This is a genomic window from Paractinoplanes brasiliensis (assembly GCF_004362215.1).
GTDB lineage: Bacteria > Actinomycetota > Actinomycetes > Mycobacteriales > Micromonosporaceae > Actinoplanes > Actinoplanes brasiliensis.
The window spans coordinates 7,015,124-7,030,234 of record NZ_SNWR01000001.1 but is presented as its reverse complement, the minus strand read 5'-3'; the positions used below and the strand labels follow the sequence as shown (position 1 = coordinate 7,030,234).

The window sequence follows — 15,111 nt, the reverse complement described above, 5'->3', positions numbered from 1 at the left end:
CCTCTGCCTCCGGGACCGTTGCGCCCCGCGTACTGCCACCACAACCTCTTTGCCCCCGCAACTATTTCAAAATCAAACAACTTCCGCTGCGGCGCGGGTCACAGTCAACCCCCTTTTCCTGTACGCCTCGGCGCCTCCCTCAACCGCACCCCCTCCCGAACCGGGGTCTCCGGCCCGGCGGGAACACCGGGCCATAACGCCCGACCGGGATGCTGGAGGGTGAAATCGGAGTGCTGCCGTCGCCCCGACAGGTGACAGACATCGAAGGTGATGATGCTGGGGGTTGCGCCGGGACGCTTCACTCGGATGGTGCGGGCGCCGTCCTCCGCCGAGGGGAACATCGTGCAGATCTGGCAGAGATCGTCACCACCGCGATCGCCGGTGGCATCAACGCCGAGCGGGTCGAGCGCCGGCGCCGGCGCTTCGAGGAGACGTGGCAGAGCGCCTCACCCGCGGGCCCCAATACCGCCTAGGTGAACAATTTGGCAATCCCGCGTGTGGACGAATCGAAAACGAGAGACGATGTCCTAAAGTGCAACGGCGCGCCTCTGCGGCCATACGGGGGATTGCGCCACGACTAGGGGCCATCCTAGTCTGACGACTGGCCGAATTCTGGCGCTTCCCAGCACTCGACCCGCTCGTTAAGCAGAAGGTGACGACTGGAGGAGTGTCGGTGACCGGCAGTAGCGGTTCGTCCGGCGGCCCGACCGCTTCGGTTGACGACATCCTGCTCAACGCCGACATAGACTGGGACTACTTCGACTCGCAGGACTACTTCCAGCACAACTACGGGCGTTTGCGCCACGACGACGCCGAGATCATCAATATCGTCGCCAACTTCTTCGCTTCCCAGAGGTGGAAGACGCTGGGGCGGGCCATCGACGTCGGCACCGGCACCAACCTGTATCCAGCGATGATCATGCTGCCGTACGCGGCCGAGCTCATCCTGTTCGAACGAGCCTTCAGCAATCGCGATTGGCTGACGGCCACGCTGAGGAAGCCGCAGGACTCGTGGCAGGTGTTCTGGCACACCATCGCCCGCGGCCGGAAGGCGTACGAGAGATTCCGGAAGCCGCTCGATGTGCTCCTGCGCACCGCCAAGGTCGTCAAGGGCAACGTCTACGAGCTGGAGCGCGCGCAGTACGACCTCGGCACGATGTTCTTCGTCGCCGAGTCGATCACGAGCCGAGAGCGTGAGTTCCGCCTGGCCACTCAGAAGTTTGTCAACTCGCTGGTGCCCGGGGCCCCGTTCGCTGCGGCGTTCATGTGCCGCTCCGACGGCTACACGGTCGGCGGACAGCACTTCCCTGCCTACTCGATCGGCCCCTCGGACGTGGAGTCATGCCTTGCCTCGGTGGCACGCATCCGCCACATTGACAAGGTAGACAGTCACGACCTTCGCGAGGGATACAGCGGGATGATCGTGGCTACGGGGTGGAGGAAGCTCCAGTAAGACCGACGGACGGGTGGGTGACGGCACACCTATGCAGATCCAGCCACGTCAACAACTGCTCGACATCTGGCAGGCAACCGCGCGAGTGTCCTTGAACGACGGTGTGTGGACTCCGGAAGGTCGCCACGGCGTCAACTCGATCAGCGATGCGGAACAGTTGCTGTGCATCATGGCGCCGGCCACCGAGATCCCGCTGTTCCGCCTCGACCGTCCCGACGCCATCGCGAGCGACGTGCTCGAGGCTCTGCACGCCCTCGGTGACAACCGGCAGGTCCCGCAGAACCTCATTCACGCCCTTACCAGCTACATCGAGCGCTACACGGGTCCGGACGGCACGCCGGCATTCTCCGGCAACGGCTACTTCCGGTCCGCAGTAGAGGGCGAGGAAATCAAGCAGGCGCAGCGCGACCTGGACGTGGTGGACTCGTTCTCCATCTCGGTCACGCTGATGCTCGCCATCATCGGCTTCACCAGAATCTTCCGTCAGGTGATCACTCGTCCCAAGCTCATCGAAGAGGTCGAGACGCTGGAGCGCATGGCCAACCGGCGGCTCTCGGCGGCCATGGCCGGCCTGCTCCGCAGCTTCGCCATCAACGTGTTCCCCTCGGACAGCCAGGTCGGGCAGGAGCTCATACGCACCGTCAACCAGGAGGCCCGCCCCACCCATCAGATCGTGGATGAACTGCGGGAGGCCCTGCGCGAGATCAACGCCCGGCTCCGCGACGACGTCACCATCGGATCCGGCGCCACCGAGGGCGAACTCGACAATCCCAACCGGCTGTTCGAATGTGGATGGTCCTGGGGCATCGTCGAGGACGCACCCGAGATCGAGACCACGATCGACCTGGGCGTGCAACGGACCGGTGTGGCTCAGAACGCTCCCTACCTGTATTTCACCAGCGTGGCCATGGACGCCATTCAGGCGCTCTCGTCCGAACGCACCCGGCTCCTCGGCCTCCTCGATCCCGAACAGGCCAGGCTGGCACAGTCGCTGCAACTGCGGTTCGAGTTGACCAGGTCGTACTGGTCGGCCGTCGCCACGTTCGGCAATGGCCGCTGGCCGCTGGAGGACCTGCCCTGGCGGACCACCGACGGCGTCGAGGCCGACTATTTCAGCCTCCTCGTCAGCGGCATGGTGCTGCAGAACATGCAGGTGGTCCGCACCTCCGACACCGACCGGCGAAGGGTCGCCGCGGTGCTGGAGGAGATCGCCAACCGGAGCCGGATCACCCGTCGTTCCAGCGAGCCCGAGACCGCCATCAACGTGCACGCGCCCGGATTGGAGTTCGTGCTGGAGGGCAGCGACGAAGACGGCGGTCCGGTGCTGGCGTGGACCGTGGCCGACATCGCGCCCACGCTCTTCCGGCGCACGATCAACCTGGCGTCCTCACTCGGCGAGGGCTCCGCCCGCAACCGCCTGCTCAGCCTCTCGAACGCGATCTGGTCCCACCTGAGCCAGCGCAGCATCACCGAGGGCGCCGACCGCGGGTTGTGGGACAGGCCCTCGGGTGTGTTTCATTACCTGCCTGACACCGGCGAACGGGTCTCCTGGTATTTCACCAAGCGCGTCGTGGACTGTCTGGTCACCGCGGCACAAATGATCAGTGAGTCGCCGCCGCCCAGCGCACTGCTCGGCCAGATGGCCGAGGATCTGCTGAACGAGGCCGAGCACCTCTTCGACCGGGAACTGCTCAACGGCACCACCACGCGCGGCGAGGCCCTGCGGGCCGAACTCGAACGCATCGGCACCGAGTTGCGCCGCGCTCGCACTGTCCACGCGGAACGCCCCGGTGTGGCCGTCTCGCTCGTCCAGGATGTGCTGCGGCGGCTTGACCGTCTCTCGGCCGCCCGGCGAGCCGACAGCGGGGTGACCTGATGCTGATCTTTGCGACGTCCGACAAGGGCGGCACCGGCCGATCGGTCACCAGTTGCAACGTGGCGTACCGGCACGCGCTCCAGGGCAAGGACGCCTGCTATCTGGACTTCGACTTCGGCTCGCCCACGGCCGGGGCGATTTTCGACCTCCCGGACGCCCTGGCCGGTGTGGAGGAGGGCGGCCTGCACAGCCACCTGATCTCCGGTGGCGCCGCCCCACGGCAGATCAACGTGTGGGCCAATTCCCAGCGCGAGGTGCTCCGGGGCCGGCCCGGTGGCGCCGGCGAGCTCATACTGTTTCCCGGCGATCGGGGCCACGGCGAGTTCGGCTCCACTCCGGACATCGTCGATCGGTGCGCCGCGCTGCTGCGACGCGCCGACGAGGAGTACGACCTCGTGCTCGTCGACCTGAGTGCGGGTCGCTCGTACGCCACCGAGATCGTCCTGGCCGCCACCGCACCCGGTCGCCTGCCGGAGGACGTCGTGTCCCGCTGGATCGTGTTCCACCGCTGGACCAAACAGCACATCATCGCGGCCAGCAGCCTCGTCGAAGGTCCGCAGGGAATTCTCGACACCGCCGAGCAGAAGGGCCACGACCGGGCGAGCTTGGCCGAGCGGATCCGCTTCGTGCGTACGGCGGTGCTGGACCCGGCGGCCCCCGAGCAGGCCGGCCTGCGACCCGAGCAGCTCGCTTGGCTCGACGTCTGCAACCGGCGCCTGCAGAGCCTGGCCAGCCGTAACGGAGTGGGTCAGGCCAAGCTGCTGGGCGAGGTGCCGCTCGACCCTGTGCTGCAGTGGCAGGAGCAGTTGCTCTCCAACGACGACGTGTGGATGTACCGGACGGCCAACGAGCGCACGGTCAGCGCACTCGAGGAACTGGCCAAGAAGATCGTCGACGAGACCGCGTGGGAGGGACTGTGACCGCAGCCGACGCGTTCACCGAGGTGAGCGCCGTTCCGGCGGTGCGGTCGGTTCCCCTGGCTCATCTGTCGGTCGAGCTCGGCCACCTCTATTTCGAGGACTTCGAGGCGGGCGAGGAAAGACTGCGGGAGCACTTCCGGCGAGTCGCCCCCTGGGTGAGACCCGCCGTCGACAGCGCCGTCCGTGGACTGCCGCCCGGCCATAAGCCGCGGATCAGCACCTGCTTCCTGATCGACGACTACTTCACGAAGTTCAGCTCGCCGCCGGAGGTTGTCACGGCGCTGGTGGCCACAGCCGCGGAATGCGGCCTGACCATCGATTACGTGGCGCGTGAGTCGGGCTGTGCGCGCGCCGGCGAGGTGGACGTCGCGACGATCGTCCAGCAGCATCTCGTCGACGAACCGGTCGAGGGTTCCAACGGTGGGCGTCCACCGGCCTCCCGGACCGGCTGGCTCGCCAACGGCGAGCGCTCCCCGGCCAGCGGTGGGTCGGCGATGTCGGCGCCGGAGCCCGGCTGGCGGCCGCCCCGGCAGAGTGCCCGGCGTAATCATTCCATCTTCGTCGACGTTGAGCTTTGGAGCGACGGTCCGGGCGGACGCCTGTGGTCCTGCCCGTTCCTGGCCGCAGTCTGGCAATTGCAGCGCCTGGGGCTGCTGCGGAACCTGGGCGAACCGATCGCCGACCCGGTGCCGGCCACGCCGTCCGATCTGCCTCGGGAGTGGGAGGGCATGCCGGCCGTGGTTCAGCTCAACCCGTCCGCGGGGCCGTTCCGTGCCTACCGGACGTTCACCGCGCTCGACGCCCGGTTCCTGCCCGTGGAACTCGCGGTGCGCACAATCTTGGGACAGGTGGCCGTCGACACCGCGGTCACGACTCCGATTGCCGAACGGGCCCGGCGAGAAGGGCTGAACCTGCCGATCGAGCCGGTCGACCGGATCGCGTACGCCTTCGTCTAGGGACCGGACGGTGAGTCGTCCGGCCGTGGCGCGCGGGAGACCTCCCACAGCTCGCGATACAGCTGCGAGCACTCCTTGACCCGGCTCTCGGTCAGCACCAGGCGGGTCTCGGCGACGTGGGACACGCTCGGCTCCGAGATTGTCGGCAGTGTCTCGTAGGCCAGGATGTCGTCGAAGAGGACCAGGTCACGAACCTGGATCTTCAAGGGGCTCGGCACCGAGGTGCGGTCGAGCAGCCGGACCTCTATCCCCATCTCCTGCTGATCGCGGCATGCCCGCTGCAGGTCGGGGTCATGTTCCATGTCGGAGGATTCGAGCACGAAGATGCGCCGCACCCGGCGGCCGGCACGGGCGGCGAGACGCTGGGCGTCGAGGTAGCGCTGGCCGATCTCGCTCTGCCAGAGGCCGTGGTCGACGGCGTCCAGGCTGATGGCGTCCACGCTGGTGGTGGCGGCGCGGGTCAGACCGAGGAGCCAGTCCCGATCCTCACCGTAGTAGGTGGCGGTGCCCCCCTCGGAGAGCTGCTTGAGGAAGTCGGACATGTCCTTGATGCGGGTCTGAACGAACTTGTAGACGATCGGCGGCGAACTCGGCGAGATTTGCGTGGAGTGGCGCACCAGCTGGGTGACCACATCGGTCTGCAACGCCGACGCCTCGACGGACCCGAACAGTTCGGTGGCCTCGTTGATCTTCGAGAAGGCGTCGCCGACCAGTTTCTTCATGTCCGCCATACCGTCACGCTCCAGCTTCTCGACGGAGGCGAGCCGCCTCTCGAAGTCGACCAGGAAGCGCACCATCAGCGTGATCCCGCCGATGAGGATGGACAGCATGATGCTGGTTGCCGGCGGCTGGTTCAGCCCGTTGGTCACGAGGTACGTGATGGCGCCGGTGGCAAGGGTGAGTCCGGCGGTCTTGACCACGCTCTGCCCCTCGGCCAGCGTGCGGGCCGGCGTCTCTCCGGTCACGTCCGCGTCGCGGCGGACAGGGCTTCGGCGACGCCGACCGACAGCTGATCCCGGATCCGGTTGACCAGGGTGTTCCACTGCCGGGTAAATCCGGCGTGCCGTTCCAATGCGATCCACATTCGCTCCGTCAGGTCGTCAGCGCGGGCGGCCGGCATCCACACGTGCAACAGGTGATCGATGGCCGGAAGCAGGCGCCTGAGGGTCTCGGCCCGGGTCTCGAGCCCGATCGCAGCCTTGCGCACGTTTGCGATCAGCGTGGTGAGCAGCCAGTCGTGCAGGGCGACGTCCTCGCAGACCGCGGCAACCGGCCCGGGTGGGGTGCCGCCGGGAACAATGAAACGCAACACGCGCAACCGGTCGTCGACGGCGTCGAAACGGACTTCGGAGAGCGTGTCGTCCTCGCCTGTCATCCGGGCAACCCACCGCAGCCGCACCCGGGCCGCCCGGAACGGCTCCCTGCTCCCTCCACGCGTCGCCGACTGCACCTCGTCAGTGACACGTTCCGCGATCGTGCCGAGGTCGAGGGTGGACGGGGCCCTGCGCGCGGCAGCGAGCGCGGCGTCGAGCTCGTGGGCGTCAGCCCGGCCCACCGTCTCGATCACCCCCGGTCGGGCCAGGTAGTGCGACCACGACTGCCGGGACGAGTACGGAGCCGGGACGACCTTCACGAAAGCCGAGCCCTGAACGACCTCATGGTCCGTGATCAGGGCACGCTGCCGGACCGTACCGATCCCCCGAACCTGCCGGCCGCCGGGCGGACCGAGCGGGCAGTCGACGCCGACCAGCCGCTCGGGTGATCGCAGGCTTGATCGCGGACGGGTGGAGACCAGGACCTGTTCGCCCGCCACCAGGTCGACGAGACGCCGGCCGTCGTCACCGGCCGACGGGTCGCGTCCGCGGAGCAGACCCGTGTCCACCACACCCACCATCAGCACGTAGGCGCCCCCATTCTCGACGGCGCGGGGACCCCGGGCGGAGGCGTGGCATGCGCTGGTCGCCGATGACCCTTGCGCCCCCGCGGCGCGTCTCGCCCGCGCTGCACCAGCCTGTCGATTGGAACGCATAGGCGCGCGGATTGCAACAACGCGTGATCGAACGAAAGCCCTACGTGTCGATAACATCGCCGCCGGACAACGACAAGGGAGGTACGCCGTTGTCTGCACGCATCGCATAATTACCGTCCACGAAGCACTGTGACATCGAAGCCCGTTAGCGTTCGAAAGATGACCTCCGACACCGATGTGCTAGTCGTCGGTGCCGGTGTTTCCGGGCTGACCACGGGCGTATGTCTGGCCGAGAGTGGCATCCGGGTGCGGATACGCGCCGAGCGAGAACCTGCGGAGAGCAGTTCGGCAGCCGCGGGCGCGATCTGGGACCCCATCTATGCCAACCATCCCCGGGTCCAGGTGTGGGCGGCCCGGTCCTACGACGTCTTCGTCGACCTGGCCGGCCGTGACTTCCCCGGGGTTCGCGTCCTCGACGGCGTCGAGGCATCACGGATACCGATGGCGACTCCGGGGTGGGCGCTGAGCTTGCCGGGCTATCGCGAGTGCGCGCCGGAGGAGCTCCCCGGTGGTTTCGTCCATGGCTGGCACTACACAGCGCCGATCATCGACATGCCCGCCTACCTCGACGAACTGCAGCGACGGCTGGCCGCGGCCGGCGGGGAGCTGCTTTTCGGGGAGCGGCTGCAGAGCCTGAGCGAAGGGTTCGCCGACGCGCCCGTCGTGATCAACTGCAGCGGAGTGGGCGCGCGGGAACTGGTTCCCGACCCGGAGGTCGAGCCCATCCGCGGGCAGCTCGTCGCCGTTCGGAACCCCGGCCTGACCGACTTCTTCGCCGAGCACACCGACGAACTGGGCGACATGACATACCTGCTGCCCCAGGGCGACGTGCTGCTGCTGGGCGGAAGCGCCGAGAAAGGCGAGGCCGAGCCCGTCCCCGACCGTCAGATCGCCCAGGCCATCGTCGACCGGTGCAGCCAGATCTTCCCCGCGATCCGCAACGCCACGATCATCGGTCACCGCACCGGGATCCGCCCGTCCCGGCCCGAGGTCCGCCTCGAGCACGATGACCTCGGCAACCGCCACATCGTCCACAACTACGGCCACAGCGGGGCAGGGGTGAGCCTCTCGTGGGGCTGCGCCGAGGAGGTGGCCCGGCTGTGCGCACCCCTGCTCGGGCACTGAACGGCCGGGCCGGTGTTGCCGCACCGGCCCGGCCCTGCCTCAGCGGCCCTGCAGGCGCTTCACGTTGTCGCCGAAGGTCCAGCCTCGGGAGCCGTCCCAGTTGATCGACCAGGTCATCAGGCCCTTGATGCCGGGGACGCTGTTGTACGCCTGGGTGACCAGCGCCGGTGTCATGTAGCCGCCGCCCGCGCCCGGTTGGGCGGGGAGGCCGGGGACCTGCTTGTCGTACGGGATGCGGATGGTTGTGCCCTGGATGGTCAGGCCGTTGGCCAGGCACTGCGTCTGGACGGTGAAGCCCTGCACCGTGCCGGCGCTGTACGAGTCGCCGCCGCAGCCGTACATCGAGCCGTTGTAGTACTGCATGTTCAGCCACCACAGGCGGCCGTTGTCCAGGTACTTCTTGATGATCGGCAGGTAGGAGCCCCAGATCGAGCCGTAGGTGACGCTGCCGCCGGTCACGTACGCGGTCTCGGGCGCCATGGTCAGGCCGAAGTTGGACGGCATCGCGGCGAGCACGCCGTCGATGATGCGGATCAGGTTGGCCTGCGAGGTCGACAGCTGGTTGATGTTGCCGCTGCCGGTCAGGCCGGTCTCGATGTCGATGTCGATGCCGTCGAAGCTGTACTGCTTGAGGATCGGCACGATCGTGGTGACGAACCGGTCGGCGACGGCGGCCGAGCTGAGGTCGATGCCCGCGGTGGCGCCGCCGATCGACATGAGGATCGTCGCGCCCTGCTGTTTGGCCGCGCAGATCTCGGCGGCGGTGGGCACCCGGACACCGGCGTCCATGCCGTTCTCCCACAGCACCGTGCCGTCGGAGCGGATCACCGGGAAGGCGGCCATGAGCACGTTGTAGCCGTGCTGGGTGATCCGGCTGTCGTTCATCGGGATCCAGCCCATGCCGGGGTGCACGCCGTTGGCGGCGCCGTCCCAGTTCTCCCAGTAGCCCTGCAGCACCTTGCCCGCCGGCTTACCGCGCACGGCACAACCCGGCGGCGGCGAGCTCGGCGGCGGGGTCGTCGGAGGCAGGGTGGTCGGAGGCAGGGTGGTGGGGGGCGCGGTGGTCGGGGGCGGGGTCGTGGGGCCGCCCGTGCAGGCGCCGAGGTCGGTCCACAGCGTCGGCGTGGCGGCCGGGTTCCAGCCCGTGCCCGCCCAGGCCGTGTGGGTGACGAGCGCCTGATAGAGGTGGGCGTTGTAGGTGACCTGCTGGCCGGCGGTGTACGTCGGGCCTTCCCGCCAGGTCGTGCTCGAGCAGGTCACCGCGGCGGACGCGACACCCCCGCCGGCCACGACGACGGCGAACCCGCCCGCGGCCACTCCGAGCGCTGCGGCCAGCGCCAACACTCTCCGACGGACACCCATGGCGACTCCTCGATGCGTCTGTGGCCTGCGTTACGCACATCATGGAGTTCACATATATAAATATCAAGGGTTCTTAACAGTCAGTGGCAAACCGAGATAGGCCGCGTACGGCTCGAGCGCCTCGGCCGCGGCTTCACGGTCGCGCGCGGTGAGATCCGTGAACGGCTCGACGGTCACGGTGACGCCCTTGCGGGTGAGGGTGCGGGTCCACGTCGCGCGCACCCGGCCACCCTGGACGAGTGTCGAGCGGAACACGCCGTTGCCGCCGGGCACGATCGCGTCGACGTTGTCGGTGAACAGCGAGCGGTCCTTGTAGCCCAGCATGTACTCGTCGAAGCCGGGCAACGCCAGCCACTCCCCCGCCCCGAGGTCGGGAGCGTCCGCTGCCATGGTCATCTCGACGCCGTCGACGTCCACCGTGGTCAGCTGATCGCCGGCGGCCGTGATGCCCGCGCGGCAGTCGGTCATCGTCAGGCCCGTCCAACCAGCGAAATCCTTGCGGGTCGCGGGGCCGTGGCTGCGGAAGTAGCGCAGCGCGACGGTGGCCAGCGCTTCCTCGCGGGAGGGACGGCGAGGCGCCGGCACCCACTCGTCGAGCAGCACGAACGTCTGTTCCTTGCCGACGTGGGGCGCGATGGCCGTGACGCCGCGCTGAGACGCGTACCAGAGCAGGTGATAGCCCCGCTGACCGGCGATCTCGACACCGCCGTCGGCCAGCGCCGTCATGCACTCGGCCCGGGTGAGCCGGCCGCCACCCTTGAGCGCCGCGCCGAGAACCTCGACGGCGAGGTCGGCGGTCGCCTCGTCGAGCCCGAGGGTCTCACGTCGTTTGGCCGCCCCGGCGAGGGCGCGGACGCCCATCAGGTCGAGCATCCAGTGCGCGTCGGCCGCGGGCACGAAATGCACCGTGCCGCGCATGGGCCACGTACGCAGGACGGTTTTCTCTTCCAGAGCCTCGCTGACCTGCTCGAGCGTCCAGCCGGGCAGGCGGCGGCCGAGTGACCAGAGGCCGCTGTTGACATCTTGAGCCTGCATCGCGCCGAACCACTCGACGATGCCCGCCACCGAGCCGGGAGCGTTGCCCCGCAGCAGCAGGCTGGTCATTCGCAGGCCCAGGGCCGTCGTCGAGTCCATGACGACGACCCTAGAACCCGGGTCCGACAAAAATCAGCGGCCGCGCTGCGAGCGGTAGAGCTTGATGAGGGCGTTGGTCGACGAGTCGTCGTCCGTGGCCGGCGCCGACGACGCGGTCAGCTTGGGCGCGAGCTGGTTGGCCATCACCTTGCCGAGCTCGACACCCCACTGGTCGAAGGAGTTGATCTGCCAGATCGTGCCCTGGGTGAACGTGATGTGCTCGTAGAGCGCGATCAGCTGACCGAGGACGGACGGGGTCAGCTCCTCGGCGAGGATGGTGGTCGTCGGGTGGTTGCCCTGCATGACCCGGTGCGGCGCGATCTCGGGCGAGGTGCCCTCGGCGAGCACCTGGTCGAGCGTACGGCCGAAAGCGAGAGCCCCGGTCTGGGCGAAGAAGTTCGACATGAACAGGTCGTGCATCTCGCCGATGTCGTGGTTGGGCTTGCTGAACCCGATGAAGTCGGCCGGGATCATCTTGGTGCCCTGGTGGATGAGCTGGTAGAACGCGTGCTGCCCGTTGGTGCCGGGCTCGCCCCAGAAGATCTCGCCGGTCTGGAACGACGCGGGCGAGCCGTCGAGACGTACGGACTTGCCGTTGCTCTCCATGGTGAGCTGCTGGAGGTAGGCCGCGAAGCGGTGCAGGTACTGCGAGTACGGCAGGACGGCGTGCGACTGGGCGCCCAGGAACGTGTCGTACCAGACGTTGAGCAGGCCGAGCAGCGCCGGGACGTTCGACTCCAGCGGCGTGTTGAGGAAGTGCTCATCGACGGCGCGGTAACCGGCGAGCATGTCGGCGAAGTTCTCCTTGCCGACCGCCACCATGACCGACAGGCCGACCGCCGAGGGCAACGAGTAGCGACCGCCCACCCAGTCCCAGAAGCCGAACATGTTGGCGGTGTCGATGCCGAAGTCGCTGACCCGCTTGGCGTTCGTGCTCACCGCCACGAAGTGCTTGGCGACCGCGTCCGCGCCCGCGCCCTCGCCCAGGCCGGCCAGCAGCCAGTTGCGCGCCTCAGTCGCGTTGGTCAGCGTCTCCTGCGTGCCGAACGTCTTGGAGACGATGATGAACAGCGTCGTCGCCGGGTCGAGGTCGTGCGTCTTCTGATAGAGGTCGGTGGGGTCGATGTTGGAGATGAACCGGCACTCGATCTCGGGCGATTTGAAGGCCTTGAGTGCCTCGTACGCCATCACGGGGCCGAGGTCCGAGCCGCCGATGCCGATGTTCACGACGGTCTTGATGCGCTGACCGGTGTGCCCGGTCCACTCCCCCGACCGTACGCGGTCACTGAAGGCGCCCATGCGATCGAGCACCTCGTGCACCTCGGCCACCACGTCCTGCCCGTCGACCACGAGCGTGGCCTCGCGCGGCAGGCGCAGGGCGGTGTGCAGCACGGCCCTGTCCTCGGTGATGTTGATGTGCTCGCCGGCGAACATGGCGGCCGTACGCTCGCGCAGCCCGGCCCGTTCGCCCAGCGCCAGCAGAGCGGTCAGCACTTCGTCGTCGACCAGGTTCTTGCTGTAGTCGACGGTGAGGTCGGCCACCCGCGCGGTCAGGCGCTCGCCGCGATTCGGGTCGCTGCCGAAGAGGTCGCGCAGGTGCACCCCGTTGAACTTCTCGGCGTGGCCCTGCAGCGCAAGCCACTCGGCGCTGTCAGAAACGTGTTCGCTCATTTGCCCTAGTCTCTTCCTTGAACCCGGACTCTCGCCTTCATCCTGGCACGAATCGCAGCGATGCGACGGCGACGCGGGGCGAATCACGGGGTGGAGGCGGGCACTCCGGCTTCGAGCAGCGCTCCGGCCTGCCGGGCGGGCAGCGGCCGCGACAGGAAGTAACCCTGGCCGAAATCGCATCCCATCCCGCGCAGCGCCGACATCTGCGCCTCGTTCTCGATGCCCTCGGCCACCGTCCTCATCCCGAAGCGGTGTCCCAGCCGTACGATGGTCCGGACCAGCGTCTCGTCCTCGGCGTCGCCCTCGCCCAGCCGGTCGACGAAGGACCGGTCGATCTTGAGCACGTCCATCGGGAAGCGCCGCAAGTAGGCCAGCGACGAGTAGCCCGTGCCGAAGTCGTCCATGGCCAGCATGACGCCGAGCGCCTTCAGGCCGACGATTCGCGACAGGTTCTCGTCGGTGTCGGTGAGCAGCACGCTCTCGGTCATCTCGAGGCACAGCCGACCGGCCGGCATCCCGGTCTCGGCCAGCACCTCGGCCACCGTCGCGGCCAGGTCACCCGCCTCGAACTGGCGGACCGACACGTTCACGGCCATGGTCAGCGGGCGTCCCCAAGCCACCGCCTGGCGGCACGCCTCGGCCAGCACCCAGCGGCCCAGCGGCACGATCAGGCCGGTCGACTCCGCGATGCCGATGAAATCGAGCGGCGGCACCATGCCGCGGGTGGGGTGCTCCCACCGTACGAGGGCCTCGAAGCCTTTGATCTCACCCGTGGCCAGGTCGACGGTCGGCTGATAGTGGAGCACCAGCTCGTCGCGTTCCAGCGCGCGGCGCAGATCGCCGGCCAGGGACAGCCGTTGCGTCAGCGCGTCGTGCATCGCCGGGTCGTAGGTCGCGTAGACCCCGCCGCCGGCCTCCTTGGCCTTGTACATGGCCAGGTCGGCGTTGCGCTGCAGCTGCTCGATGTCGGTGGCGTCGGCGGCGGACGCGAGCCCGATGCCCGCCCCCACGTGCAGCTCACGCCCGTGCACCACGAACGGCTCGTCGAGGCGTCGCAGGATGCGGGCGGCCAGCGACTCCGCTTCGGACGCATCGGTGATCACCGCGAACTCGTCCCCGCCGAGCCGGGCCACCGTGCCCGGATCCGGGACGACCTCGACCAGCCGCGCGGCCACCCGCACCAGCAACTGGTCACCGGCCGCGTGCCCGAGGATGTCGTTGACCTGCTTGAACCCGTCCAGATCGAGGAAGAGGATCGCCACCCCGTCGCCGAACACCGAGGCCAGCCGCTCGCGGAACAACACCCGGTTGACGAGCCCGGTCAGCGCGTCGTGATGGGCCTCGTGCCGGAGCTGGTCCTGCAGCCGCTCGGCCTCGCTCAGGTCACGGGTGTTGAAGACCAGACCCCGCACGTACGGGTCGTCGAGCAGATTGGTGACGGTCATCTCGGCCAGACGCCAGGTGTCGTCCCGGTGGCGCAAGGTCACCGGGAACGTGCTGACGCTGCCGGGGCGGCCGAGCACGTCCTCGATCCCGGCCAGGATCCTCGGTGCGGCCCGCTTGCCGACGACGTCGACGAGTCGCAGGCCGACCAGCACCGACGCGGGATAGCCGAAGATGCGCTCCACCGACGAGCTCTGATAGCGCACGGTCGAGTCGGCCTCGAGGATCGCCAGCGAGTCAGAGCTCTGCTCGACCAGGGCACGGAAGCGCTGCTCGCTGCCGGCCAATTCCGCCGTACGGCCGGTGACGCTTTCCTCGAGGCGACGAGCCAGCTGACGGTTGTCGAGCACCAGGATCAGCCCGCGCAGCACGATCAGGGCGATCGTCACCGACCGGCACCACACGAAGCCGGCCGAGCTCGCATCCCCGGTGGCGAGCCACAAGGTGCCGGGGACCAGGGCGGCGAGCACGACCACGTACGGGAGCAGCAGGCCGGCCGATCGCGGGGTCACGACCGTCTCGACGTCCGGTTCGCGTTCGTCGCGGAGGTTCATGCCCGCCGCGCGGACGGCGGCCAGCAGCAGCATCCCGTAACCGGCCAGGCCACCCGCCTGGGGCAACGCCGCCCAGCCGGTGACGTCCTCGACCGCCAGCCGGACGGCGACGCTGTCACCCACCGCGATCAGGAGCAGACCGGTGCACATCAGCATGAGCGTGGAGGACTCCCGCCAACCGCGGCGCCGGCGGGCGATCGCGACGATCGCGACGGTGCCGAGCACCACATCGGCGATCGGCAGAGCCGTCAGCAGCGGGTCGCCGCCCGGCCCGGCCGGGGCGAGCACGAGATTCCAGCTGGCCAGCAGCAGCGAACTGGCGATCAGCAGCGCGTCCACGACGCCGCGCAGCCGGCTCATCCAGGACCGCTGAGGTTGCGGGAGGGCGAGCAGCGCGAGCGTGACGAACACGGCCGTCGCCAAGTGACCGGCGTTCCGCGGCCCCTCGGCGAGGAGGCCGACGGCCTCGGACAGGGCGCCGGCGCCGAGACCGAACCAGGCGAGCCGGACCCGGGACGTACGGCGGCGCCCCACCAGCACCGCCACGACGGCGACACCGAAGGCGACCAGGGCGGTGCCCGACGTCAT

General features: G+C 68.6%; 11 protein-coding genes. 5 read left to right on the top strand and 6 right to left on the bottom strand.

The window, feature by feature from the left end:
- Positions 1 to 673: 673 nt before the first annotated feature.
- Genes C8E87_RS31350 through C8E87_RS31335 form a run of 4 tightly spaced genes read left to right on the top strand, consistent with a single transcriptional unit; the run spans position 674 to position 5,205 of the window.
- Positions 674 to 1,453, top strand: coding sequence for an SCO2525 family SAM-dependent methyltransferase (locus C8E87_RS31350; RefSeq protein WP_133876417.1), 780 nt, complete (start codon positions 674 to 676; stop codon positions 1,451 to 1,453).
- Between the two features lie 31 nt (positions 1,454 to 1,484).
- Positions 1,485 to 3,329, top strand: coding sequence for an SCO2524 family protein (locus C8E87_RS31345; RefSeq protein ID WP_133876416.1), 1,845 nt, complete (start codon positions 1,485 to 1,487; stop codon positions 3,327 to 3,329).
- Positions 3,329 to 4,249 (top strand): SCO2523 family variant P-loop protein, encoded by a 921-nt coding sequence (locus C8E87_RS31340; RefSeq protein ID WP_133876415.1) that lies wholly within the window; start codon positions 3,329 to 3,331, stop codon positions 4,247 to 4,249. Before C8E87_RS31345 ends, C8E87_RS31340 begins: the two co-directional genes overlap by 1 nt.
- Positions 4,246 to 5,205 carry an SCO2522 family protein gene (locus C8E87_RS31335; protein WP_133876414.1) on the top strand — a complete coding sequence of 320 codons (960 nt, stop codon included), beginning with the start codon at positions 4,246 to 4,248 and terminating at the stop codon, positions 5,203 to 5,205. The genes C8E87_RS31340 and C8E87_RS31335 overlap by 4 nt, the downstream gene beginning before the upstream one ends.
- On the opposite strand, the gene C8E87_RS31330 is transcribed toward C8E87_RS31335, so the two are convergent.
- Together C8E87_RS31330 and C8E87_RS31325 are read right to left on the bottom strand one after the other, a co-directional pair.
- Positions 5,202 to 6,170 carry a DUF6879 family protein gene (locus C8E87_RS31330; RefSeq protein ID WP_133876413.1) on the bottom strand — a complete coding sequence of 323 codons (969 nt, stop codon included), beginning with the start codon at positions 6,168 to 6,170 and terminating at the stop codon, positions 5,202 to 5,204. The genes C8E87_RS31335 and C8E87_RS31330 overlap by 4 nt on opposite strands.
- The gene (locus C8E87_RS31325; protein ID WP_239080533.1) at positions 6,167 to 7,087 is read right to left on the bottom strand and encodes an SCO2521 family protein; all 921 of its coding nucleotides are present in this window, start codon (positions 7,085 to 7,087) and stop codon (positions 6,167 to 6,169) included. Before C8E87_RS31325 ends, C8E87_RS31330 begins: the two co-directional genes overlap by 4 nt.
- A 306-nt stretch (positions 7,088 to 7,393) precedes the next feature.
- Between C8E87_RS31325 and C8E87_RS31320 the strand changes: the two genes are divergently transcribed.
- Positions 7,394 to 8,359: an FAD-dependent oxidoreductase gene (locus C8E87_RS31320; RefSeq protein ID WP_133876411.1), complete on the top strand. Its 966-nt coding sequence runs from the start codon at positions 7,394 to 7,396 to the stop codon at positions 8,357 to 8,359.
- 39 nt (positions 8,360 to 8,398) lie between these two features.
- Here C8E87_RS31320 and C8E87_RS31315 read toward each other — a convergent pair whose 3' ends face one another.
- The 4 genes from C8E87_RS31315 to C8E87_RS31300 form a co-directional block, all read right to left on the bottom strand.
- Positions 8,399 to 9,721 (bottom strand): carbohydrate-binding protein, encoded by a 1,323-nt coding sequence (locus C8E87_RS31315; protein ID WP_133876410.1) that lies wholly within the window; start codon positions 9,719 to 9,721, stop codon positions 8,399 to 8,401.
- A 63-nt stretch (positions 9,722 to 9,784) separates the two neighbouring features.
- Positions 9,785 to 10,855, bottom strand: coding sequence for a winged helix DNA-binding domain-containing protein (locus tag C8E87_RS31310; RefSeq protein ID WP_133876409.1), 1,071 nt, complete (start codon positions 10,853 to 10,855; stop codon positions 9,785 to 9,787).
- 33 nt (positions 10,856 to 10,888) lie between these two features.
- On the bottom strand, positions 10,889 to 12,526 hold the full coding sequence (pgi, locus tag C8E87_RS31305) for a glucose-6-phosphate isomerase (protein WP_133876408.1): 1,638 nt from the start codon (positions 12,524 to 12,526) through the stop codon (positions 10,889 to 10,891).
- An 83-nt stretch (positions 12,527 to 12,609) separates the two neighbouring features.
- On the bottom strand, positions 12,610 to 15,111 hold the full coding sequence (locus C8E87_RS31300; RefSeq protein WP_133876407.1) for a putative bifunctional diguanylate cyclase/phosphodiesterase: 2,502 nt from the start codon (positions 15,109 to 15,111) through the stop codon (positions 12,610 to 12,612).